This is a genomic window from Mycobacterium sp. 1081908.1 (assembly GCF_001673535.1).
Classification (GTDB): Bacteria; Actinomycetota; Actinomycetes; order Mycobacteriales; family Mycobacteriaceae; genus Mycobacterium.
Genome location: NZ_LZLY01000155.1, coordinates 21,293 through 45,543 on the forward strand (window position 1 = coordinate 21,293; position 24,251 = coordinate 45,543).

Consider the following 24,251-nt stretch of genomic DNA (forward strand, 5'->3'; position numbering starts at 1 on the left):
GGTGGCCGAGCCGAGGATCCTTTTGCTGTCGACGTCCGACACGGACCTGATCAGCGCCCGGTCCAGCGGCAAGAACTATCGGTGGGCCAACCCGTCGCGGCTGTCCGACGACGAGTTGCCGGACCTGCTGGCCGACGCCGCCATCGTCGTCGTCCGCATCCTCGGCGGCTACCGCGCCTGGCAGGACGGGATCGACGCGGTGATCGCCAGCGGCGTCCCGACGGTGCTCGTCAGCGGCGAGCAGGCCGCCGACGCCGAGCTGACGGGCCTGTCCACGCTGGCCGCCGGCATCGCGGTGCAGGCCCACATCTATCTGGCCCACGGCGGCGTGGAGAACCTGCGCCAGCTGCACGCCTTCCTCTCGGACACGGTGCTGATGACCGGGTACGGGTTCAGCCCGCCGGTCGTGACGCCGACCTGGGGTGAGCTGCCGCGACCGGACGCCGCCGACGGCGACGGCCCCACCATCGCGGTGCTCTACTACCGCGCGCAGCAGCTGGCCGGCAACACCGCGTACATCGAATCGCTGTGCCGGGCCATCGAAGACGCGGGCGGGCGAGCGCTGCCCGTCTACTGCGCCTCGCTGCGCACCGCCGAACCCGAACTGCTGCAACGGCTCGGCGACGCCGACGCCATGGTGGTCACCGTGCTGGCCGCCGGCGGACTCAAGCCGGCCACGGTGTCCGCCGGCGGGGACGACGACAGCTGGAACGTCGAACATCTGGCGGCGCTGGACATCCCGATCTTGCAGGGCTTGTGCCTGACCAGCCCGCGCGACCAATGGCGCGACAACGACGACGGCCTGAGCCCGCTCGACGTCGCCAGCCAGGTCGCGGTGCCCGAGTTCGACGGGCGCATCATCACGGTCCCGTTCTCGTTCAAGGAGATCGACGACGACGGGCTGATCTCCTACGTCGCCGACGCGGAACGCTGTGCGCGGGTGGCGGGCCTGGCCATCCGGCACGCGCGGCTGCGCCATGTCCCGGCGGCCGAAAAGCGGGTGGCCCTGGTGTTCTCGGCCTATCCGACCAAGCACGCCCGCATCGGCAACGCGGTCGGGCTCGACACCCCGGCCAGCGCGGTCGCCCTCCTGCGCGCGATGGGTGAACGCGGGTATCGGGTGGGCGATCTGCCCGGCGTCGAGGCCAACGACGGCGACGCCCTGATTCACGCGCTGATCGAACGCGGGGGACAGGATCCCGACTGGCTCACCGAGGGGCAGCTGGCCGGCAACCCGATCCGGGTGTCCGCCAAGGAGTATCGCGCATGGTTCGCGACGCTGCCCGCCGAGCTCGCCGACGCCGTGGTGAAGCACTGGGGCCCGCCGCCCGGCGACCTCTTCGTCGACCGCACCAGCGATCCCGACGGCGAAATCGTCATCGCCGCAATGCGAGCGGGCAACCTCGTCCTGATGGTCCAGCCACCCCGCGGGTTCGGGGAAAACCCGGTCGCCATCTACCACGACCCGGACCTGCCGCCCAGCCATCACTACCTGGCCGCGTACCGCTGGCTGGACACCGGATTTCACGCCGACGCGATAGTCCACCTGGGCAAGCACGGCAACCTGGAGTGGCTGCCCGGCAAGACCCTGGGCATGTCGGCGGCCTGCGGATCCGATGCCGCGCTGGGCAACGTGCCGCTGATCTACCCGTTCCTCGTGAACGACCCCGGCGAGGGCACCCAGGCCAAGCGGCGCGCGCACGCCGTGCTCGTCGACCACCTCATCCCGCCGATGGCGCGCGCCGAAACCTACGGTGACATCGCGCGTTTGGAGCAGCTGCTCGACGAGCACGCCAACGTCGCGGCGCTGGATCCCGGCAAGTTGCCCGCCATCCGCCAGCAGATCTGGACGCTGATCCGGGCCGCCAAGATGGACCACGACCTGGGGCTGACCGAACGCCCCCCCGAGGACGCGTTCGACGACATGATCCTGCATGTCGACGGGTGGCTCTGCGAGATCAAGGACGTCCAGATCCGCGACGGTCTGCACGTCCTGGGCCAAAAGCCCACGGGTGAGGCCGAACTCGACCTGGTGCTGGCCATCCTGCGGGCCCGCCAGCTGTTCGGTGGCGAGCACGCCATCCCCGGCCTGCGACAGGCCCTGGGCCTGGCCGAGGACGGCAGCGACGAGCGCGCAACGGTCGACCAAACCGAAGCCGCGGCACGCGAGTTGGTCGCGGCGCTGCAGGCCAGCGGCTGGGATCCGCGGGCCGCCGACCGGCTCACCGACAACGCCGAGGTGGCAAGAGTGCTGCGGTTCGCGGCCACCGAGGTGGTGCCCCGGCTGGCGGGCACAACGTCCGAAATCGACCAGGTGCTCAGGGCTTTGGATGGCCGGTTCATTCCCTCAGGCCCGTCGGGGTCGCCGCTGCGCGGCCTGGTCAACGTGCTGCCCACCGGGCGCAACTTCTACTCCGTCGACCCGAAAGCGGTGCCGTCGCGGCTTGCGTGGGAAGCCGGTGTGGCGCTGGCGGATTCGCTGCTGGCCCGGTACCGGACCGACCACGGCCAATGGCCGCAATCGGTCGGGCTGTCGGTGTGGGGCACCTCGGCGATGCGCACCGCCGGCGACGACATCGCCGAAGTCCTCGCGCTGCTCGGTGTTCGGCCCGTCTGGGACGACGCGTCGCGGCGGGTCGTGGGGCTGACGCCGATCCCGCTGGCCGAGCTGGGCCGCCCCCGCATCGACGTGACCGTGCGGATTTCGGGGTTCTTCCGGGACGCCTTCCCCCACGTCGTGACCATGCTCGACGACGCGGTGCGGCTGGTCGCCGACCTCGACGAGCCCGCCGAGGACAACTACGTTCGCGCGCACGCCCAGGCCGACCTGGCCCAGCACGGTGACGAACGCCGGTCCACCACACGGATTTTCGGATCAAAGCCAGGAACCTACGGCGCCGGGCTGTTGCAGCTGATCGACAGCCGCAACTGGCGCGACGACGCCGATCTCGCACAGGTGTACACCGCCTGGGGCGGGTTCGCCTACGGGCGCGGTCTGGACGGCCGCCCCGCAACCGACGACATGAACCGCCAGTACCGGCGCATCGCGGTGGCCGCCAAGAACACCGACACCCGCGAGCACGACATCGCCGACTCCGACGACTACTTCCAGTACCACGGCGGCATGGTCGCCACGGTGCGCGCGCTGACCGGGCAGGCGCCCGCCGCCTACATCGGCGACAACACCAGGCCCGACGCGATCCGCACCCGCACGTTGTCCGAGGAGACCACCCGGGTCTTTCGCGCCCGCGTGGTCAATCCGCGCTGGATGGCGGCGATGCGCCGGCACGGCTACAAGGGCGCGTTCGAGATGGCGGCGACCGTGGACTACCTGTTCGGCTACGACGCCACCGCGGGCGTGATGGCCGACTGGATGTATGAGCAACTGACCGAGCGCTACGTGCTGGACCCCGAGAACCGCAAGTTCATGGCCGAATCCAACCCGTGGGCGCTGCACGGCATGGCCGAACGGCTGCTGGAGGCCGCCGGTCGCGGCATGTGGGAACAGCCGCAGCCGGAGACCCTCGACGGGCTGCGCCAGGCGCTGCTCGAAACCGAGGGTGATCTCGAGGGCTAACGCCTACGCGAGTGTGCGGCTCGCCGCGCACTCGGCACCGAACGTGCGGCTGGCCGCACACTCGGCACGAGCGGGCCGACGGGCGTAGGTTGACACCGTGACACCCACCTTCGCTGACCTCGCCAAGGCGCAGTATCTCCTGCTGACCACGTTCACCAAGGACGGGCGGCCCAAGCCGGTTCCGATCTGGGCCGCGGCCGACGGCGACCGGCTGCTGGTCATCACCCAGGAAAAATCGTGGAAGGTCAAGCGGATCCGCAACACCCCGCGGGTCACGCTGGCAACCTGCACCATGCAGGGCCGGCCGACCAGCGAGGCGGTCGAGGGCACCGCAGCGATCCTCGACAAGTCGCAGACCGCGGCCGTCTACGACGCGATCGGCAGGCGGTACGGCATCGTCGGAAAGGTCTTCAACTTCTTCAGCAAGCTGCGCGGCGGGATGGACAGCAACGTCGGCCTCGAGCTGAAAGTGGCGCCAAGCTAAGGCAAATGGGGACCATCCTCATCCCGATCCCGGACCGCGACTTCGACCCCACCGAGGTCGCCGTCAGCTGGCGGGTCCTGACGCACGACGGGCACCGGGTGGTCTTCACCACCGAAAGCGGCGCACCCGGCGTCGCCGACGACATCATGGTGACCGGCCGCGGGTTGGACGTCTGGTCCGCGCTGCCGCTGCTGGGCGCCGTCCCGGTCGTCGGGCTGATGCTGCGGGCGAACAAGGCCGGCCGCGACGCGTATCGGGACATGCGGCGCTCGGCCGAATTTCAGCATCCGGTCAGCTGGTCGCAGGCCGGCCTCGAGGGCATCGACGCGCTGCTGCTGCCCGGCGGCCATCGCGCCCGGGGAATGCGCAGTTACATCGACAGCGAGGTCCTGCAGCGGCTCGTCGTGGACGCCTTCGCCCGGGGTCTGCTCGTCGCCGCGATTTGTCACGGCGTGCTGCTCGCCGCGCGCAGCGTCGATCCCGCGACCGGTCGCTCGGTGCTCTACGGGCGCAGGACGACGGCGCTGACGTGGGCGATGGAGGGCCTGGCCTGGCGGCTCACCCGGCTGACCCGATTCTGGGATCGCGACTACTACCGCACCTATACCGAGGAGCCCGGTCAACCCGCCGGCTACATGTCCGTGCAGTCGGAAGTCACTCGCGCGCTTAAGGATCCGGCGGATTTTCAGGACGTCGGCAGCGACACGCCGCACCGGTGGCTGAAGTCGTCGGGCGTGGTGCGTGACACCGCGACCGATTCGCGGGCCGCGTTCGTCGTCGACGACGGCAGCTACGTGTCGGCACGCTGGCCCGGCGACACGCACACGTTCGCGACCGTCGTGTCGCAAAAGCTCAAGTGACCCAACGCGTTTCAGCCCGCCTTCAGGTGCTCGCCGAAGAACGCGAAGACGCGGCTCCACGCGTCGTCGGTGGCCGCCTCGTCGTAGCCGAAACCGGCGATGCGAAGTAGCGGCTGGGCCGGGAGCGTGTTCGCGAAGCTGTGCCCGACACCGGGATAAACCTTGGTGTCCGTGGTGATCTGCTTGGCCTCGGTCACCTCGCGGAATTTCTCGGGCGAGCCCCTGCCCAGCGGGTCGCGGCCGCCGAAGCTCGCCACGATCGGGCACGCCCCCTCCAGGGTCTTGTCGAGGTTGCGCGGCAGGGGAGTTCCGTAGAACGGCGCCGAGGCGCCAAAACCCTTGGGCGACATGACGAGCGCAAAATGGCCGCCCATGCAGAAGCCCGCGATGCCGACCTGCCCGGAACACTCCGGCATCGCCTTGAGGTGGTCGCGCGCCGCCAGAATGTCGTCGAGGGCGCGCCCCCGCTGCGCTTGCATCTCCCGCATGACCCGGGTGATGCAGCGGACGCGGCCGCCGCGGGCGTACATGTTCGGGGTGAGCGCCACATACCCGCCCCGGGCGATGCGCTCGTTGGTGGCCTGCTTGTCCCGGCCGTAGCCGAACGCATCGTGGATCACCACCACACCCGGCCACGGGCCCTGTCCTTCGGGCACGTTCAACAGCGCGTCAATCGATCCGTCCGGGGTGTCGATCTGAATCGTTGCCATAGCGTTATCTAAGTGCAGCGGTTACACGCACCGCCAGGGGAACTCCCCGGTGGCCCGCGGACGTTGGCGTCACATGATGTCGCGGCTGTTTCTGATCTACGCCGCGGTCGAGCTCGCGGCGGTCGCCGCGTTGGTCTCGTCCGTCGGGTGGGGCTGGACGCTGCTGGCGCTGCTGGCCACGTTCATGCTCGGGTGGGTCGTGCTGGCGCCGATGGCGGGATCGCAGCTCATCCGCCAGATCGGGCAATTGCGCTCCGGCCTGGCCGACCCGCGCCGCGCGGCGGGCGACGGGGCGATGGTCACGCTGGCCATGGCTTTGGTCCTCGTCCCGGGGCTGGTCACCACGGCTTTGGGGCTGTTGCTGCTGGTCCCGCCGATACGCAAGGCCGCCAGGCCGGGTTTGACCGCGATGGCGCTCCGCGGTGTGCGGCGGCGGGCGCCGCTGATCACCGACGCGACGCTCTTTGGCGCCGACCCCCGCGAGGGCCGCGACTACATCGACGGCGAGGTCGTGGACGTGCGGGACTTCCGCGCGCCGGCGCTGCCGAACGACATGCGCGGCGGATATCCCGGAAACCCCGCTTGGGATTGATCCGGGATTGATCTGAAACCCGCCACACGTAGTTTTGGCCTGTGACCGACACGGCTACCACGCTGCTGGTCAACGGGCGGGTACACAGCCCGACCCACCCCGACGCCACCGCCATGGCGGTCCGCGGCGACGTCATCGCCTGGCTCGGCAGCGACGACGTCGCGCGCAGCCAGTTCCCCGGCGCCCGGGTCGAGGACCTGGACGGCGGCTTCGTCGCGCCGGGGTTCGTGGACAGCCACATCCACCTCACCGCGACCGGCCTGACGATCAGCGGCCTGAACCTGCAGCCGGCTGCGTCGCGCGCCCACTGCCTGCGGATGGTCGCCGACCACGCGGCCGCCCACCCGGGCCTGCCGGTGTGGGGCCACGGCTGGGACGAATCGACGTGGCCCGAGAACGCGCCGCCGAGCACCGCCGAGCTGGACGCCGTCCTCGGGGACCGGCCCGCCTACCTGACCCGCGTCGACGTCCACTCCGCGCTGGCCTCCACGGCGCTGCGCCGGCTGGCCGCCGACCTGCCCGCGGCGGCCGGTTTCGACCCGGAGCGGCCGCTGGTCGGCGACGCCCACCACCGGGTCCGCGCCGTCGCCCGCGACCTGCTGACGCCCCGGCAGCTGGCCGAGGCCCGCACCGCCGCGCTGCGCGCCGCCGCCGCGGCCGGCATCGTCGCGGTGCACGAATGCGCGGGTCCCGAGATCGGCGGGCTCGACGACTGGCTGGCGCTGCGCCAAATCGACCAAGCCGTCGAGATCGTCGGCTACTGGGGCCAGGCCGTGACCACGGCCGCCGAGGCGCGGGCGCTGAGGGACGAGACGGGGACCCGCGGGCTGGCCGGCGACCTGTTCGTCGACGGGGCGCTCGGGTCGCGCACCGCGTGGCTGCACGAGCCGTACGCCGACGCCCCGGACCGCGCCGGCACCTGTTACCTGGATCCCGCCGCCATCGAAAGCCACCTGCGGGCGTGCACCGAGGCGGGGGTGACGGCCGGTTTCCATGTCATCGGCGATGCCGCGGTCTCGGCGGCGGTCGCGGCGTTGGAACGGGTGGTGGACGACCTCGGGGTGGCCGCCGTCGCCCGCTGCGGGCACCGCCTCGAGCACCTGGAGATGGTGACCGAAGACCAGGCCGCCAAGCTGGGCGCGTGGGGCGTCATCGCCAGCGTGCAGCCCAATTTTGATGCGCTGTGGGGTGGCGCCGACGGCATGTATGCGCGGCGGCTCGGCGCCGAAAGAGGCGGCCGACTGAACCCCTTTGCGCTGTTAGCATCCCAAGGCGTGCCCCTCGCGCTCGGTTCCGACGCCCCCGTCACGGGCATCGACCCGTGGGCGAGCGTGCGCGCGGCGGTCAACCACCGCACCCCGGGCAGCGCGGTGTCGGCGCGGGCCGCGTTCGCGGCCGCCACCCGCGGCGGCTGGCGGGCGGCCGGCGCGCGCGACGGCCAGGCGGGAACCCTGGTGCCCGGCGCGCCCGCTTCGTATGCCGTGTGGGACGCCGGGCCCCTCGACGTGCACGCGCCTCGCGACGCCGTCCAGCGCTGGTCCACCGATCCCCGCTCCCGGGTGCCCGCGTTGCCGCCCCTGGGCCCCGCCGACGCGTTGCCGCGTTGCCGCCGAACCGTGCATCGAGGCGTCGTCATCCATGACTAGGGACGACACCGACCCGATCAGCGACGCCGCCGAATCCGATCACGAGGAGGAGCCCCTCGAGGTCCACCCCGAGCCCCCCGAGCCCGAAGCACCCGACCCACCGAGCCCGGCCGCCCGCCGAGGCGCCGTCACGCGCCGGGCACTAACCGGGGTCGGCGCGGTGGCGATCGCACGGCTCCCGGGCGTGTGGGCCGCGCTGCTGCCGCGCCTGCCGCGACTGGCGCTCGCCATTGCGGGTGGCCTGCTGCTGTTCGCCAGCTTCCCCGCGGTGAACTGGTGGTGGGCCGCCGTCGTCGCCGCCGCGTTGCTGGCCTGGGTGCTGCAGCACCCGGCCACGACACCCGCGGGCGGGTTCGGCTACGGGTTCCTGTTCGGGCTGGCCTGCTACGTGCCGCTGCTGCCGTGGATCAGCACCCTGGTGGGCGCCGTGCCCTGGCTGGTGCTGGCGGCGACCTGCGCGCTCTTTCCCGGCATGTTCGGCCTGTGCGCCGTCACCGTGCGACGGCTGCCCGGCTGGCCGATCTGGTTCGCGCTGCTGTGGGTCGCCCAGGAGTGGCTGAAGTCGATCTTCCCGTTCGGCGGCTTTCCCTGGGGCGCGGTCGCCTTCGGCCAAGCGCAGGGTCCGTTGCTGCCGTTGGTTCAGCTCGGCGGGGTTGCGCTGCTGTCCATGGCCGTCGTGCTGGTGGGATTCAGCGCGACCGCGATCGCGCTGGAGATCGCGAAGTGGTGGAAAACCGGGCACCCGGCCGGCGCAGCGGCCACGAAAGAGCCCGCGCCGCCGCCGGCCGTCGTGCTGCCGGGCGTATGCATCTGCCTGGTGTTGTTCGCCGCCGTCATCATCTGGCCGCAGGTGCGGCACGCCGGCGCGGGAGCGGGCGGCGAACCCCCGGTCACGGTCGCCGTGGTGCAGGGCAACGTGCCGCGGCTGGGTCTGGACTTCAACGCGCAGCGCCGGGCGGTGCTGGACAACCACGTCCGCGAGACCCTGCAGCTGGCCGAGGACGTGCGCGCTGGGCTGGCACCACAACCGCAATTCGTGATCTGGCCGGAGGACTCCTCGGATATCGACCCCTTGGCCAACCCCGACGCCGCGGAGCAGGTCGCGCGGGCCGTCGCGGCGATCGGCGCGCCGATATTGGTCGGCACCGTGCTCGATGTGCCCGGCCGCACGCCGGACAACGCGCAGTACACCAATACCGTCATCGTGTGGAATCCGGTCAGCGGGCCGGCCGAACGCCACGACAAGGAAATCGTGCAGCCGTTCGGGGAGTACCTGCCGATGCCGTGGCTGTTCAAGCACCTCTCCGGCTACGCCGACCGGGCCGGACACATGGTGCCCGGCCGGAGCAGCGGCGTGGTGCACATCGCCGGGGTGCCGGTCGGGGTGTCCACCTGCTGGGAGGTCATCTTCGATCGGGCCCCGCGAAAGGCGGTGCTGAACGGCGCCCAGCTGCTGGCCGTGCCGGCCAACAACGCGACCTTCAACAAGACGATGAGCGAACAACAGCTGGCGTTCGCCAAGGTCCGGGCGGTGGAGCACGACCGCTACGTCGTCGTCGCCGGAACCACCGGGATCAGCGCCGTGATCGCCCCGGACGGCGCTGAGCTGGTCCGCACCGATTTCTTCGAGCCCGCCTACCTGGACATGCAGGTGCGTCTCAAGACCAAGCTGACGCCGGCAACCCGGTGGGGTCCCCTCCTGCAGTGGGTCTTGGTGGCAGCGGCCGGAGCGGTCATTCTGGTCGGGATACGGCACAATGGATGGTTCGCGCGTCCGATTCTTCGGAGGTCCAGCCCTCGCGGTGGATCGGAACACGCCGGTACGCCCCCGGGCGAACCCCCGCCCGACGAGGGCGAAGCGGACACCGCGCCGGACGAGCACGGCGATGACGACACGCCGCCCGAGGAGGGCGGGCTACCCGATTTCGGGCGAGACAGAGGAGCTACATGACCACCGGCCAGCCGGCGCCCCGGGTCCCGGGCAACCGTCCCAGCGAGCGCGTCCTGGTGATCATCCCGACGTTCAACGAGCGGGAGAACCTGCCGGTGATTCACCGGCGGTTGCGGGCTGCGTGCCCCAACGCGCACCTGCTCATCGTCGACGACAACAGTCCCGACGGCACCGGCCGGCTCGCCGACGAATTCGCCGCGGCCGACCCCGAGCGCGTCCACGTGATGCACCGCACCGCCAAGGACGGCCTGGGCGCGGCCTACCTGGCCGGTTTCGCCTGGGGCCTGAGCCGGGACTATTCGGTGCTCGTCGAGATGGACGCCGACGGCAGCCACGCGCCAGAACAGTTGCACCTGCTGCTGGACGCGGTCGACGCCGGCGCCGATCTGGCGATCGGTTCGCGCTACGTCGACGGGGGAGCGGTCCGGAACTGGCCGTGGCGGCGCTGGGCGCTGTCGTGGACGGCCAACACCTACGCGCGGGTCGCCCTCGGTATCGGCGTGCACGACATCACCGCCGGCTACCGCGCCTACCGCCGCGAAGTCCTCGAGACAATCGGCCTGGACGGCGTGGACTCCAAGGGTTACTGCTTCCAGATCGACTTGACGTGGCGCACGGTCTGCAACGGGTTCGCCATCGCCGAGGTGCCGATCACCTTCACCGAGCGCGAGCTCGGCGTCTCCAAGATGAGCGGATCGAACATCCGCGAGGCGCTGGTCAAAGTCACCCGGTGGGGCATCGAGGGGCGAACCTCGCGTCCCCGCGCGATCCGGGCCGACAACCGCGGTTAGCCGCGGCGGCGCGACCGGATCAGCTCGAGCCGCTCCTTGAGCAGCTCTTCGAGCTCTTCGACCGAGCGGCGCTCCAGCAGCATGTCCCAGTGCGTGCGCGGCGGCTTGACCTTCTTCGGCTCGGGCAGGTCGCCCTCGATGAGGGTGCCCTCCATGCCGTTGCGGCACAGCCAGGTGCCGGGGATGTCGGCGTCGTCGGCGAAGGGGACCTCGAACTCCTCGCCGTTCTCGGTGCGGTACCGCGCGATCTGGCGCGGCGCGAGGTCGTGATTGCGGTCGGTCTCGTAGCTCACGGCTCCAAGGCGACTGCCTCTCAGGACGCGATCGGCCATGGTGCTACTCCTTTAGATCCTGGGCTGTGGTGCAATTTCCGTTTAGCAAACGTAACGACGGCCCGCGTAGTTCCCAGGCCGACACGCGGCATACGCGACGCGACCCTCAATGATACGGGATTGCCAACCACGGCCGACTATTGTCGGCAGGCGTGACCCGCCGCGCCCGCCCCCACCCGTGCCGGTGGTGCGGTCGAGACGTGACCGACGCCGGGATGGGCCGTCGCCGCCAGTACTGCCGGCAGTCCTGCCGGCAACGCGCCTACGAGCAACGCGCCTCCCTGAATCGGGGCGAGGCGGGGGCCTTGCCGGCCGACGCGGTGGTGCTCTCGGCCGAGGACGCCGCCGACCTCTCGGATCGCGTTTACCAGGTGCGATGCGCGGCGGAGGACGTCGCCACGGCGCTCGACGAGGGGGCCGCCACCGCCGAGCTGCGGGACCTGTGCGACGTGCTGATCCGGGCCGCCCGCGCGGCCGACGGTTGGCGCCGAGCGGGCGTCTAATCCGGCTTTGACCACCACCGATGGGTCGCCGAGTACAGTCGCGCCATGGGCGGCGGGCCGGGCGTACTCGGGCGTACAGGTCGACGCCGGTCCCCTTCTAGCAGCCGGGAGTGTCGGACGTTTTGAAATCCTGCGGGAGTTGGCCATACTCACGAGCGACATTCTTGGGTCGGAGAGCAGCACGAAGTTTGTTGGAGCTGGTCGAAAAATCCACGAGACCGATTCGTGCAGCAACTTCTGTGACTCGGCAACGGCGCTCGGCAAACGCCGCATCCGGCGGTTACACGACGGCCCCATGCCAGGTCAGGGTTAGGCGAGGTTAGCGATGGACCAACTCCAGCATGCGACCGAAGCGCTGCGCAAAGCGCTGGTCCAGGTGGAACGCCTGAAGCGCACCAACCGTGCGCTGCTGGAGCGCTCGAGCGAGCCGATCGCCATCGTCGGCATGTCGTGCCGCTTCCCCGGCGGGGTCGAGACCCCGGAGGACCTGTGGCAGATGGTCGCCGACGGCCGCGACGTGATCACGGACTTTCCCACCGATCGCGGCTGGGACGTGGCGGGCTTGTTCGACCCCGATCCCGACGCGCGCCACAAGACGTATGCCCGCACCGGCGGCTTCGTGGACGGTGTCGCGGACTTCGACGCCGCGTTCTTCGGCATCGCGCCGAGTGAGGCGCTGGCGATGGACCCCCAGCATCGGATGCTGCTGGAGCTGTCGTGGGAGGCGTTGGAGCGGGGCGGGATCGATCCCGGCGGGCTTCGTGGCAGCGCCACCGGCGTCTTCGCCGGGCTCATCGTCCAGGGCTACGGCATGTTGGCCGAGGAGATCGAGGGCTACCGGCTCACCGGCATGACCTCCAGCGTCGCCTCCGGCCGCGTGTCGTACGTGCTCGGGCTGGAGGGCCCGGCGGTGTCCGTGGACACAGCGTGCTCGTCGTCGCTGGTGGCCCTGCACATGGCGGTGCAGTCGCTGCGCTCGGGCGAGTGCGACCTGGCCCTGGCCGGCGGCGCGACCGTCAACGCCACGCCCACCGTCTTCGTCGAGTTCAGCCGGCACCGCGGGCTGGCCCCGGACGGCCGCTGCAAGGCCTACGCGGGCGCGGCCGACGGCGTCGGCTGGTCCGAGGGCGGCGCCATGCTCGTCGTCGAGCGGTTGTCGGATGCGCGACGGCTCGGCCACCCGGTGTTGGCGGTGGTGCGCGGTTCGGCAGTCAATCAGGACGGCGCGTCCAACGGCCTGACCGCGCCCAACGGCCCGTCGCAGCAGCGGGTGGTGCGCGCCGCGCTGGCCAATGCCGGGCTCGCGGCCGCCGACGTGGATGTCGTCGAGGGCCACGGCACCGGGACCACGCTCGGCGATCCCATCGAGGCCCAGGCGTTGTTGGCCACCTACGGGCAAGACCGCGACGAGCCGCTGTGGCTGGGCTCGATCAAGTCGAACATGGGTCACACGCAGGCCGGCGCCGGCGTCGCCGGGGTGATCAAGATGGTGCAGGCGATGCGCCACGAGACGCTGCCCGCGACACTGCATGTCGACGTGCCGAGCCCCCACGTGGATTGGTCGGCGGGCTCGGTGTCACTGCTCTCCGAGGCGCGGCCGTGGCCCGCGAGCCGCGCGCGGCGCGCGGGCGTGTCGTCGTTCGGGATCAGCGGCACCAACGCACACGTGATCGTGGAGGCGGTGCCCGCCGCCGAGCCGCGGGAAGCCCGCCCGGCGCCGGCCGTGGTGCCGTGGGTGATCTCGGCAAAGTCCGCAAAGGCGTTGCAGTTACAGGCCGCTCGGTTGGCCGGGCATCTCGGTGCGCACCCGGAGCTCGACGTTGCCGACGTGGGGTGGTCGCTGGCCGGCCGCTCGACGTTCGAGCATCGCGCGGTCATCGTGGGCGGCGATCGAGACCGGTTGCTGGCGGGGCTGGACGAGTTGGCCGGCTCAAACCTCGAGGCGCCCATGTCGGTGGTCCGGGGCACCGCGTCGGCCGCGGGCAAGACCGTCTTCGTCTTCCCCGGGCAGGGCTCCCAATGGCTGGGCATGGGCGTCGAATTGCTGGACACCGCACCGGTGTTCGCGCAACAGATCCAGGCGTGCGAGGAGGCCTTCGCCGAGTTCGTCGACTGGTCGCTGACCGACGTCCTGCGCGGTGCGCCCGGCGCCCCGGGCATGGACCGCGTGGACGTGGTGCAGCCGGTGCTGTTTGCGGTGATGGTCTCGCTCGCCGAGCTGTGGAAGTCGGTCGGTGTCGGTCCCGACGCGGTGATCGGGCACTCGCAGGGCGAGATCGCGGCGGCTTATGTCGCCGGCGCGCTGTCGCTGCGGGACGCCGCGCGGGTGGTCACGCTGCGCAGCAAGCTGCTGCGCTCGCTGGCCGCCCCGGGCGGCATGCTGTCCATCGCGTGCAGCACGGAACGGGCCCGGGAACTGTTGGCGCCCTACGGAAATCGCGTCAGCATCGCCGCCGTCAACGGCCGGTCGGCCGTCGTGGTGTCCGGCGACGTGGCCGCGCTGGAGGAACTCGTCGGGTTCTGCGCCGACCTGGAGCTGCGCACCCGGCGCATCGACGTGGACTACGCCTCGCATTCGGTTGAGGTCGAGGCGATCCGCGGGGAGCTCGCCGAGGTATTGACCGGCATCGAGCCACGGTCCACGCGCACCGCCTTCTTCTCGGCGGTGACCGGAAACCGGTTGGACACGGCGGGATTGGACGCCGACTACTGGTACCGCAACATCCGCCAGACCGTGCAGTTCGACCAGGCGGTGCGCAGCGCGTGCGAGCACGGCTTCCGGACGTTCATCGAATCCAGCCCACACCCCGCGTTGATCGCCGGGATCGAAGACACCGCCAACAGCTGCTCAGCGGGCGACAGCCCGCAAATCAGTGAGGCGATCGTCGTTCCCACACTGGGCCGCGACGACGGCGGGCTCGACCGGTTCCTGACCTCGGCCGCCACCGCCTTCGTCGCGGGGGTGAGCGTGGACTGGCGCGGCGCGCTGGATGGGGCGGCCTTCGTGGAGCTGCCGACCTACGCCTTTGACCGCCGCCGGTTTTGGCTGTCCGGTGAAGGCCTCGCGGCCGACGCCACCGGCCTGGGGCTGGGCACCAGCGAGCACCCCCTGCTGAGCGCGGTCGTGGAGCTGCCGTCCGCCGGCGGGGTGCTGCTGACGGGCCGGCTGTCGCCCGGCCTGCAGGGGTGGCTGGCCGATCACGCGGTATCCGGTGTGGTCGTGTTCCCCGGTGCGGGGTTCGTGGAATTGGCGATCCGTGCCGGTGACGAGGTCGGTTGCTCGACGGTCGACGAACTGACGCTGCAGGCCCCATTGATGCTGCCCGCCAAGGATTCCGGGTCGGGCTCGGTCGCCGTGCAGGTAGTGGTGGGAGCCGAGGACGAGAGCGGCCGGCGCGGCGTGTCGATCTACTCGCGCCACGACGCCGCCGCCGGCTGGGTGTGCCACGCCGAGGGCACGCTCAGCAAGGGGGCGGTCGAGCCGACCGCGGATCTTTCGGTGTGGCCGCCGGTGGGCGCAATCGCGGCCGACCCGGCCGACGGCTACGAACGGTTGGCGGCGCGCGGGTACGGCTACGGCCCCGCGTTCCGTGGCCTGACCGCCGCGTGGGTCCGCGGCGACGAGGTGTTCGCCGAGGTGCGGCTGCCCGACGCCGCCGGGGGCGTCAACGGGTTCGGTGTGCACCCGGCGCTGCTCGACGCGGCGATGCACGCCCTGGTGATGGGCCACCAAATCGCCGGCCGGACAGACGAAGTCGTGTTGCCGTTCGCCTGGGAGGGCGTGTCGCTGCACGCGGCGGGCGCATCGGCGGTGCGTGCGCGCATCGCGCCGGCCGGGTCGAACGCGGTCTCCATCGAGCTCGCCGACGGGCTCGGTTTGCCGGTGCTGTCGGTGCGGGCGATGGCGGCCCGTTCGGTCAGCGAGCAGCAGCTGCGCGCGGCGGTGTCCGGCGCGGGCCCGGACCGGCTCTTCGAGGTGGACTGGTCGCCGGTGACCGCAACCGCGGCGGCCGACGCCGAGCGGCCGGCGCACCAACTGTTCGAATCCCTTGCCGCCGGGCAAGACCCGGTGACCCAGACCTACGAGCGCACGCACCGGGCGCTGGCCGCGGTGCAGTCGTGGGTGATCGACCATGACTCCGGCGTGCTGGTGGTGGCCACCCGCGGTGCGATGGCACTGCCGGGGGAGGATGTCACCGATCTGGCCGGCGCGGCGGTGTGGGGGCTGGCACGGTCGGCGCAGACCGAGCACCCGGGCCGGATCGTGCTGGTGGATTCCGATGCGCCCCTGGATGACGCCGCGATAGCCGCCGTCCTCGCGGCCGGCGAACCGCAGCTGTTGGTGCGCGGCGGCGAGCTTTTCCACCCGCGAGTGCGGGGCAGCCGCGCGGTCGACGGCCTGCTGGTGCCTCCGGCCGACGGCCCGTGGCGGCTGGGCATCGGCAGCGCCGGGACGTTCGAGAACCTGCGCCTGGAGCCGGTTCCCAACGCCGACGCGCCACTGGAGCCGGGGCAGGTGCGGGTGGCCCTTCGCGCGATCGCCGCGAACTTCCGTGACGTCATGATCACGCTGGGCATGTTCACCCACGACGCGCTGCTCGGCGGCGAGGGCGCCGGCGTGGTGGTCGAAGTCGGGCCGGGGGTCACCGAGTTCGCCGTCGGCGACTCGGTTTACGGGTTCTTCCCCGACGGCAGCGGCACGCTGGTCGCCGGTGACGTCCGCCTGCTGGTGCACAAGCCCGAAGACTGGTCCTACCCCGAGGCCGCCGCCATCTCCGCCGTCTTCACCACCGCGTACATGGCGTTCATTCACCTGGCCGATGCCAAACCGGGACAGCGGGTGTTGGTGCACGCCGCCGCCGGCGGCGTCGGGATGGCCGCGGTTCAGCTGGGCAGGCACATGGGCCTGGAGGTGTTCGGCACCGCCAGCCGCGGCAAGTGGGACACGCTGCGGGCCATGGGCTTTGACGACGACCACATCGCGGACTCCCGCAGCCTGGAGTTCGAGGACAAGTTCCGGGCCGTCACCGGCGGCCGCGGCATGGACATCGTGCTGGACTCGCTGGCCGGCGAATTCGTCGATGCCTCGCTGCGGCTGGTCGCGCCCGGCGGCGTGTTCCTGGAGATGGGCAAGACCGACATCCGTGATCCCGGCGCGGTCGCCGGCGAATACCCGGGCGTGCGCTACCGCGCCTTCGACCTCTTCGAGCCGGGCCGGCCCCGCATGCATCAGTGGATGCTGGAGCTGGCCGGGTTGTTCGACGCCGGGGTGCTGAAGCCGTTGCCGGTGACGACGTTTGACGTGCGGCGGGCGCGCACCGCGTTGCGGTACCTGAGCCAGGCCCGCCACGTCGGCAAGGTCGTCATGACCATGCCTTCGGGATTGGGTGCCGGTACCGTGCTGATCACCGGCGGCACCGGCATGGCGGGTGCGACGCTGGCCCGCCACCTGGTGGCGCACCACGGCGTGCGGGACCTGGCGCTGGTGAGCCGCCGCGGTCCGGACGCGCCGGGTTCGGCCGAATTGGCCGCGGAGTTGCAGGCGGCGGGCGCCCGGGTCGCGGTGGTCGCGTGCGATGCGGCCGACCGGGCTGCGCTGGCGGCGGTGATCGCCGCTGTGCCAAGGCTTTCGGGCGTCATTCATGCGGCCGGCGTGCTCGACGACGCGATGGTCACCTCGCTGACGCCCGAGCGCGTCGATGCGGTGTTGCGGGCCAAGGTCGACGCGGCGTGGAACCTGCACGAATTGACCCGCGACCTGGACATTTCGGCGTTCGTGATGTTCTCCTCGATGGCCGGGCTGGTGGGCTCGTCGGGCCAGGGCAACTACGCCGCGGCCAACGCGTTCCTGGACGGGCTGGCCGCGCACCGGCGGGCGCACGGGCTGCCGGCGACCTCGCTGGCGTGGGGGCTGTGGGACCAAGCCAGCGCCATGACCGGCGGGCTGGACGCCGCCGACCTCGCCCGGCTGGGCCGCGACGGAATCCTGGCGTTGTCCTCCGCCGAGGCGATGGAATTGTTCGACACCGCGCTGATCGTCCACGAACCGTTCCTGGCGCCCGCGCGCATCGATCTCGGCGCGCTGCGCGCCCACGCGCTCGCGATACCGCCGATGTTCAGCGACCTGGTCAACACGCCGGCCCGCCGCCGGGTCGACGACTCCCTGACCGCGGCGAAATCGAAATCGGCTCTGGCACACCGCCTGCAGGGGCTGCCCGAGACCGAGCAGCACGCGGTCCTGCTGGACCTGGTGCGCTCGCACATCGCCACCGTGCTGGGCAACACTACCGCCGAGGCGATCGACCCGGACAAGGCGTTCCAGGAGTTGGGCTTCGACTCGCTGACCGCGGTCGAAATGCGCAACCGGCTCAAAACCGCTACCGGACTGGCGCTTTCGCCCACGCTGATCTTCGACTACCCGACTCCCAACGGCCTGGCCGGCTACATGCGCACCGAGCTCGCCGGGATGCCGCAAGAGATCAAGCACGCCCCGGTCGTCCGCGCCACCGACGACGATCCGATCGTGATCGTGGGCATGTCGTGCCGCTATCCCGGAGGGGTGAGTTCCCCCGAGGACCTGTGGGAGATGCTGACCGACGGCCGCGACGTGCTCTCCGAATTCCCCGGCGACCGCGGCTGGGACCTTAATGGGCTCTACCACCCGGACCCCGACGTTCCGGGCACCTGCTACACCCGCACCGGCGGCTTCGTCGACGGTGTCGCCGACTTCGACCCCGCCTTCTTCAGCATCACGCCCAGCGAGGCGCTGGCCATGGACCCACAGCAGCGGCTGTTTTTGGAGTTGTCCTGGGAAGCGTTGGAGCGCGCGGGAATTGAACCCGGCGGGTTGCGTGGCAGCGCGACCGGCGTGTTCGCCGGGGTGTACACGCAGGGCTACGGCATCGGCGCCCCGCCGGCCGCCGAGGGCTTCCGGCTGACCGGGCAGTCGTCGAGCGTGGCGTCGGGCCGCATTTCCTACGCGCTGGGCCTGGAGGGCCCGGCGGTGTCGGTCGACACGGCGTGCTCTTCGTCGCTGGTGGCGCTGCACATGGCGGTGCAATCGCTGCGCTCGGGCGAATCCGATCTGGCCCTGGCCGGCGGGGTCACGGTCAACGCCACGCCGGACATCTTCATCGAGTTCAGCCGCATGCGCGGGCTGTCCGCGGACGGCCGGTGCAAGGCCTACGCCGGCGCGGCCGACGGCACGGGATTCTCCGAAGGCGGCGGCATGCTCGTGGTGGAGCGTTTGTCGGACGCCCAGCGGCTCGGGCATCGGGTGCTGGCGGTGGTGCGCGGTTCGGCGATCAACCAGGACGGCGCGTCGAACGGCTTGACCGCGCCCAACGGTCCGTCACAGCAGCGGGTGGTGCGGGCGGCGCTGGCCAACGCCGGGCTGTCCGCGGCCGAGGTCGACGCGGTCGAGGGCCACGGCACCGGAACGATGTTGGGCGATCCGATTGAGGCCCAAGCGTTGTTGGCGACCTACGGGCAAGACCGGGCCGAGCCGCTGTGGCTGGGATCGATCAAGTCGAACATGGGTCACACGCAGGCCGCGGCCGGCGTCGCCGGCGTGATCAAGATGATTCTGGCGATGCGCCACGAGACGCTGCCGGCCACGTTGCACGTCGACGAGCCCAGCCCGCATGTGGATTGGTCGCTGGGATCGGTCTCGTTGCTGACCGAAGCCCGGCCCTGGAAGGCCGAGCGCCCGCTGCGGGCCGGCGTGTCCTCGTTCGGCATCAGCGGCACCAACGCGCACGTGATCATCGAAGCCCCGCCCGCCGGGTCGGAGCGCGTGGCGGAAAGCCCCCCGGTGCCGGTGGTGCCGTGGGCGGTGTCGGCGAAATCGGCGACGGCCCTGGCGTCCCAGGCGGCCCGGCTGGCGACCCACCTTCGCGCCCACGACGAACTCGACGCCGCCGACGTGGGGTGGTCGTTGGCGGGTCGGTCGAACTTCGAGCATCGGGCCGTCGTCGTCGGCGCTGACCGCGAACAACTGTTGGCCGGCCTCGACGAGTTGGCCGCCGGTGAGGCCGCCTCGGTCGTGCGCGGCACGGCAACCGCCGGTGGCAAGACCGTCTTCGTCTTCCCGGGCCAGGGCTCCCAAATGCTCGGCATGGGAATGGGATTGCACGCGGCATACCCGGTGTTCACCGAGGCGTTCGACGCCGTGCTGGGTGAATTGGACCAGCACCTGCTGCGGCCGCTGCGCGACGTCATGTGGGGCCGGGACGAAAACCTCTTGAACACCACCGAATTCGCGCAGCCGGCCTTGTTCGCGGTGGAAGTCGCGCTGTTCCGGCTGCTCGAGTCCTGGGGTGTGCGGCCCGATTTCGTGATGGGTCACTCGGTCGGCGAGATCTCCGCCGCGCACGTCGCCGGCGTCCTCTCGCTGGAGAACGCGGCGGTCCTGGTCGCCGCCCGAGGGCGGTTCATGCAGGCGTTGCCGGCGGGCGGGGCGATGATCGCGGTGCAGGCCACCGAGGCCGAGGTGCCACCGCTGCTGACCCCGGAGGTCGGCATCGCGGCGATCAACGGGCCCGCCTCCGTGGTGATTTCCGGCCCCGACGGCCCCGTGACCGCGATCGCCGATCAGTTCCGCGCCGACGGCCGCCGCGTCCATCGACTCGCCGTCTCCCACGCCTTCCACTCCCCGTTGATGGATCCGATGATCGACGAATTCGGAACCGTCGCCGGCGGGCTCGTCGTCGGCAAGCCCACCATCCCGATCGTCTCGAACCTGACCGGGCAATTGGCCGGCGACGACTTCGGGTCGGTGGCGTACTGGAAGCGGCACGTCCGCGAAGCCGTGCGATTCGCCGACAGCGTGGGCTTCGCGCACTCCGCCGGCGGCACCCGCTTCCTCGAAGTCGGGCCGAGCGGCGGGCTGACGGCGTCGATCGAGGAGTCGCTACCCGATGCCGCGGTGACCACCATGTCGGCGCTGCGCAAGGACCGCCCGGAGCCGGCGACGCTGATCAACGCCGTCGCGCAGGGATTCGTCAGCGGGATGGACGTGGACTGGCGCGGCGCGCTCGGGGCCGCCAACTTCGTCGAGCTGCCCACGTATGCCTTTGAACGGCGGCGCTTTTGGCTTTCCGGCGACGGCGCCCCGGCGGACGCCGCCGGGCTGGGGCTGGCGGCCGGCGAACACGCCCTGCTGGGCGCCGTGGTGGAGCTGCCGGCCTCGGGCGGCGTCGTGCTGACCGGCCGGTTGTCGCCGAGCGCGCAAGGCTGGCTGGCCGACCACGCCGTGGGCGGCGTCGTGCTGTTCCCCGGTGCGGGATTCGTCGAGTTGGCGATCCGGGCCGGCGACGAGGTGGGCTGCGGCGTGGTCGACGAGCTGAACCTGGCGGCGCCGCTGGTGTTGCCGGCCGGTGGATCGGTCGCGGTTCAGGTAGTCGTTGGGGGCGCGGACGATTCGGGCGCCCGCGCGGTGTCGGTGTTCTCCCGCGCCGAATCCGGGTCCGGCTGGTCGTTGCACGCCGAGGGCGTGCTGCGCGCGGGGTCCGTGCAGCCGGACGCGGACCTGTCGGCGTGGCCGCCGCTGGGTGCGGCATCGGTGGATATCGGCGACGGGTACGAGCGGCTCGCCGATCGTGGGTACGGGTACGGGCCGGCGTTCCGCGGGCTGACGTCGATGTGGCGCCGCGGTGACGAAGTGTTCGCCGAAGTCGCGCTGCCCGAGGACGCGGGAGTGTCGGCGGCCGGATTCGGTGTCCACCCCGCGGTTCTCGACGCGGCGTTGCACGCGGTGATCCTGGCATCGGATGACGGCGAGCTCGCCGAAGGTTCGATGCTGGTGCCGTTCTCGTGGCAGGGGGTGTCCCTGCACGCCGCGGGCGCGGCCGCGGTGCGGGCGCGGATCGTGCCGGTGGGCGAGTCTGCCGTATCCATCGAATTGGCCGACGGCCTGGGGCTGCCGGTGCTCTCGGTGGCGTCGATGGTGGCCAGGCCGGTCACCGATCAGCAGCTGCTGGCGGCGGTGTCCAGTTCGGGGCCGGACCGGCTCTTCGAGGTCGTCTGGTCCGCTCAGCCGTTGTCCGCGGTGCAGCCGGTGTCGGTGTCGGCTTGGGGTGCAACGGAATCCGAGGCGTCGGCGGTGCTGTTCGAATCGGCACCCGTGGCCGGGGACGTCGTGACGGAGGTGTACGCGGCCACGCGCGCGGTGCTGCCGGTGCTGCAGTCGTGGCTGGCGCGCGACGGGGCGGGAACGCTGGTGGTGTCGACCCAGGGCGCCATGGCGCTGCCGGGGGAGGACGTCACCGATCTGGCGGGCGCGGCGGTGTGGGGCCTGGTGCGGTCGGCGCAGACGGAGCATCCCGGCCGGATTGTGCTCGTGGACACCGACGTTGCGCTGGACGAGGACGCGATAGCGGCGGCTTTGGCGCCGGCCGAGCCGCAGGTGTTGTTGCGCAATGGGACGGTCCACACCGCGCGGGTGCGCGGCAGCCGCGCCGTCGGTGGCCTCTTGGTGCCGCCCGACGACGGACCGTGGCGGCTGGGCATGAGCAGCTACGGCACGATCGAGAACCTGCGCCTGGAGCGGATCCCCGACGCCGACGCGCCGCTGGGCCCCGGTCAGGTGCGGGTCGCCGTGTCAGCGCTCGCCGCCAACTTCCGCGACGTCATGATCGCGCTGGGCCTCTACCCCGACCCCGACGCGGTCATGGGCATCGAGGCGTCCGGCGTCGTGATCGAAATCGCCGCGGGTGCGGCACGTTTCGCGGTCGGCGACCGCGTCATGGGCCTGTTCCCGGACGGGACCGGGACGATCGCCACCACCGACCAGCGGCTGCTCGCCAGGGTGCCGGCCGGCTGGTCACACACCGCGGCCGCGACGACATCGGTGGTGTTCGCCACCGCGCGCTATGCGCTGGTCGATCTCGCGGGCGTCAGGCCCGGTCAGCGGGTGCTGGTGCACGCCGCCGCCGGCGGGGTCGGCATGGCCGCCGTGCAGCTGGCCCGCCACCTCGGCCTGGAGGTGTTCGCGACCGCCAGCCGTGGCAAGTGGGACACGCTGCGGGCCATGGGGTTTGACGACGACCACATCGGCGACTCGCGCAGCCTGGATTTCGAGGAGAAGTTCCGGGCGGTCACCGGCAGGACGGGCGTCGCTGGGATGGACATCGTGCTGGACTCGCTGTCCGGTGATTTCGTCGATGCGTCCCTGCGACTGGTTGCCCCCGGTGGGGTGTTCCTGGAGATGGGCAAGACCGACATCCGCGACCCCGAGATCGTCGCACGCGACCACCCGGGGGTGCGCTACCGCGCCTTCGACCTGTTCGAGGCCGGCCCGGAGCGCATCCAGCAGATGCTCGACGAGTTGGCCGGGTTGTTCGGCGACGACGTGCTACAACCGTTGCCGGCCACCAGGTTTGACGTGCGGCGTGCGCCGGCGGCGTTGCGGTACCTGAGCCAGGCCCGCCACGTCGGCAAGGTCGTGATGACCATGCCCGACGCCTGGGTCGCGGGAACCGTCCTGATCACCGGTGCCACCGGCATGGCGGGTTCGGCGTTGGCGCGTCACGTCGTGGCCCGCCACGGCGCGCGGCACCTGGTGCTGATGAGTCGCCGCGGGCTGGACGCGCCGGGCGCGGCCGAGCTGATGACCGAACTGTCCGCGGCCGGTGCCCAGGTACAGGTGGTCGCCTGCGACGCCGCGGACCGCGAGGCCGTCGCCAAGGTGCTCGCCGATATCCCGGTGCAGCGACCGCTGTCCGGGGTGATTCACGCGGCCGGCGTGCTCGACGACGCGGTGATCTCGTCGCTGACGACGGAACGCATCGATGCGGTGTTGCGCGCCAAGGTCGACGCGGCGTGGAACCTGCACGAACTCACCCGCGAGCTCGACGTGTCGGCGTTTGTGATGTTCTCGTCGATGGCCGGGCTGGCGGGAGCGTCGGGCCAGGCCAACTACGCGGCGGCCAACTCGTTCCTGGACGGGTTGGCCGTGCACCGGCGCAACCTCGGCCTGCCGGCGATATCGCTGGCATGGGGTCTGTGGGATCAGGCCAGCGCCATGACCGGCGCGCTGGGCGCCGCCGACCGTGCCCGCTTCGGCCGGGACGGGATCGTCGCGATGTCCTCCGACGAGGCGCTGGATTTGATGGACACCGCCCTGATCGTCGACGAGCCGTTCATGTTGCCCGCCCACATCGACCTCGCGGCGCTGCGCGTCAAGTTCGACAACGGCACGCTGCCGCCCATGTTCGTCGACTTGATCAACGCCCCGAGCCGGCGTCAGGTCGACGACTCGCTGGCCGCGGCGAAGTCGAAATCGGCCCTGCTGCAACGCCTCGAAGGGCTGCCCGAAGACGAACAGCAGGCGGTGGTGCTGGACCTGGTGCGCTCCAACATCGCCACGGTGCTGGGCAACTCCAGCCCCGAGTCCATCGACCCGGATCGGGCGTTCCAGGAGCTGGGCTTTGACTCGCTGACCGCCGTGGAGATGCGCAACCGGCTCAAATCCGCCACCGGGCTGGCCCTTTCACCGACACTGATCTTCGACTACCCGAACTCGGCCGCGCTGGCCGGCTACATGTACCGCGAGCTCGTCGGCACCGCGGAGCAAAACGCCCCGGCCGCCGCGCCCGGGGAGGCCGAGATCCAGCGGGTCGTCGGGTCCATTCCGGTCAAGCGGCTGCGCCAGGCGGGAGTGCTGGAACTGTTGCTCGCATTGGCGAACGAGGCCGACGCCGGCGGGCAGGCGGCCCCCGCGGCGACGACCGAGAAGGACATCGCCGACATGGATCTCGACGCGCTCGTCAACGCGGCGTTGCGGGACGATGAGGACGACGAGTAG

At 71.3% G+C, this 24,251-nt stretch carries 9 protein-coding genes and 1 pseudogene; 8 read left to right on the plus strand and 2 right to left on the minus strand.

From position 1 onward, the window contains the following. Window position 1 precedes the first annotated feature (1 nt). The 3 genes from cobN to A5655_RS25155 all read left to right on the plus strand — a co-directional run bounded on the left by cobN (window position 2) and on the right by A5655_RS25155 (window position 4,921). Entirely contained in the window at window positions 2-3,577 is a 3,576-nt protein-coding gene (gene cobN / locus A5655_RS25145) for a cobaltochelatase subunit CobN (RefSeq protein ID WP_067015220.1), read from the plus strand. 97 nt (window positions 3,578-3,674) lie between these two features. Then, window positions 3,675-4,061 (plus strand): PPOX class F420-dependent oxidoreductase, encoded by a 387-nt coding sequence (locus A5655_RS25150; RefSeq protein ID WP_067015223.1) that lies wholly within the window; start codon window positions 3,675-3,677, stop codon window positions 4,059-4,061. 5 nt (window positions 4,062-4,066) lie between these two features. Beyond that, entirely contained in the window at window positions 4,067-4,921 is an 855-nt protein-coding gene (locus A5655_RS25155; RefSeq protein WP_067015230.1) for a type 1 glutamine amidotransferase domain-containing protein, read from the plus strand. 11 nt (window positions 4,922-4,932) lie between these two features. Here A5655_RS25155 and A5655_RS25160 read toward each other — a convergent pair whose 3' ends face one another. Continuing rightward, complete coding sequence (locus tag A5655_RS25160; protein ID WP_067015231.1) at window positions 4,933-5,631, minus strand: dienelactone hydrolase family protein; 699 nt, start codon at window positions 5,629-5,631, stop codon at window positions 4,933-4,935. 73 nt (window positions 5,632-5,704) lie between these two features. Here A5655_RS25160 and A5655_RS25165 point away from each other — a divergent pair, with 73 nt between their 5' ends. The 3 genes and pseudogenes from A5655_RS25165 (at window position 5,705) to lnt (ending at window position 10,611) form a co-directional block, all read left to right on the plus strand. After that, window positions 5,705-6,223, plus strand: coding sequence for an FxsA family protein (locus A5655_RS25165; RefSeq protein WP_067015232.1), 519 nt, complete (start codon window positions 5,705-5,707; stop codon window positions 6,221-6,223). 113 nt (window positions 6,224-6,336) lie between these two features. Continuing rightward, a complete protein-coding gene (locus A5655_RS25170) occupies window positions 6,337-7,869 on the plus strand; it encodes an amidohydrolase (RefSeq protein ID WP_082978880.1) in 1,533 nt (510 codons plus the stop codon). Then, a pseudogene (lnt, locus tag A5655_RS25175) lies at window positions 7,862-10,611 on the plus strand (apolipoprotein N-acyltransferase). Before A5655_RS25170 ends, lnt begins: the two are co-directional and overlap by 8 nt. Here the strand turns inward: lnt and rbpA are convergent. Beyond that, complete coding sequence (rbpA, locus tag A5655_RS25185; protein ID WP_067015244.1) at window positions 10,608-10,943, minus strand: RNA polymerase-binding protein RbpA; 336 nt, start codon at window positions 10,941-10,943, stop codon at window positions 10,608-10,610. The pseudogene lnt and the gene rbpA sit on opposite strands and share 4 nt — an antisense overlap. A 152-nt stretch (window positions 10,944-11,095) precedes the next feature. On the opposite strand from rbpA, the gene A5655_RS25190 reads away from it, so the two are divergent. Both A5655_RS25190 and A5655_RS25195 read left to right on the plus strand, forming a co-directional pair. After that, on the plus strand, window positions 11,096-11,446 hold the full coding sequence (locus tag A5655_RS25190) for a hypothetical protein (protein WP_082978874.1): 351 nt from the start codon (window positions 11,096-11,098) through the stop codon (window positions 11,444-11,446). A 325-nt stretch (window positions 11,447-11,771) separates the two neighbouring features. Further along, the gene (locus tag A5655_RS25195) at window positions 11,772-24,251 is read left to right on the plus strand and encodes a type I polyketide synthase (RefSeq protein ID WP_067015247.1); all 12,480 of its coding nucleotides are present in this window, start codon (window positions 11,772-11,774) and stop codon (window positions 24,249-24,251) included.

Bases quoted from the DNA above. Each gene is read 5' to 3' on its own strand.
- A5655_RS25155 (WP_067015230.1), top strand. From the start codon at position 4,067: ATGGGGACCATCCTCATCCCGATCCCGGACCGCGACTTCGACCCCACC.
- A5655_RS25160 (WP_067015231.1), bottom strand. From the start codon at position 5,631: ATGGCAACGATTCAGATCGACACCCCGGACGGATCGATTGACGCGCTG.
- A5655_RS25165 (WP_067015232.1), top strand. From the start codon at position 5,705: ATGATGTCGCGGCTGTTTCTGATCTACGCCGCGGTCGAGCTCGCGGCG.
- A5655_RS25170 (WP_082978880.1), top strand. From the start codon at position 6,337: ATGGCGGTCCGCGGCGACGTCATCGCCTGGCTCGGCAGCGACGACGTC.
- rbpA (WP_067015244.1), bottom strand. From the start codon at position 10,943: ATGGCCGATCGCGTCCTGAGAGGCAGTCGCCTTGGAGCCGTGAGCTAC.
- A5655_RS25195 (WP_067015247.1), top strand. From the start codon at position 11,772: ATGGACCAACTCCAGCATGCGACCGAAGCGCTGCGCAAAGCGCTGGTC.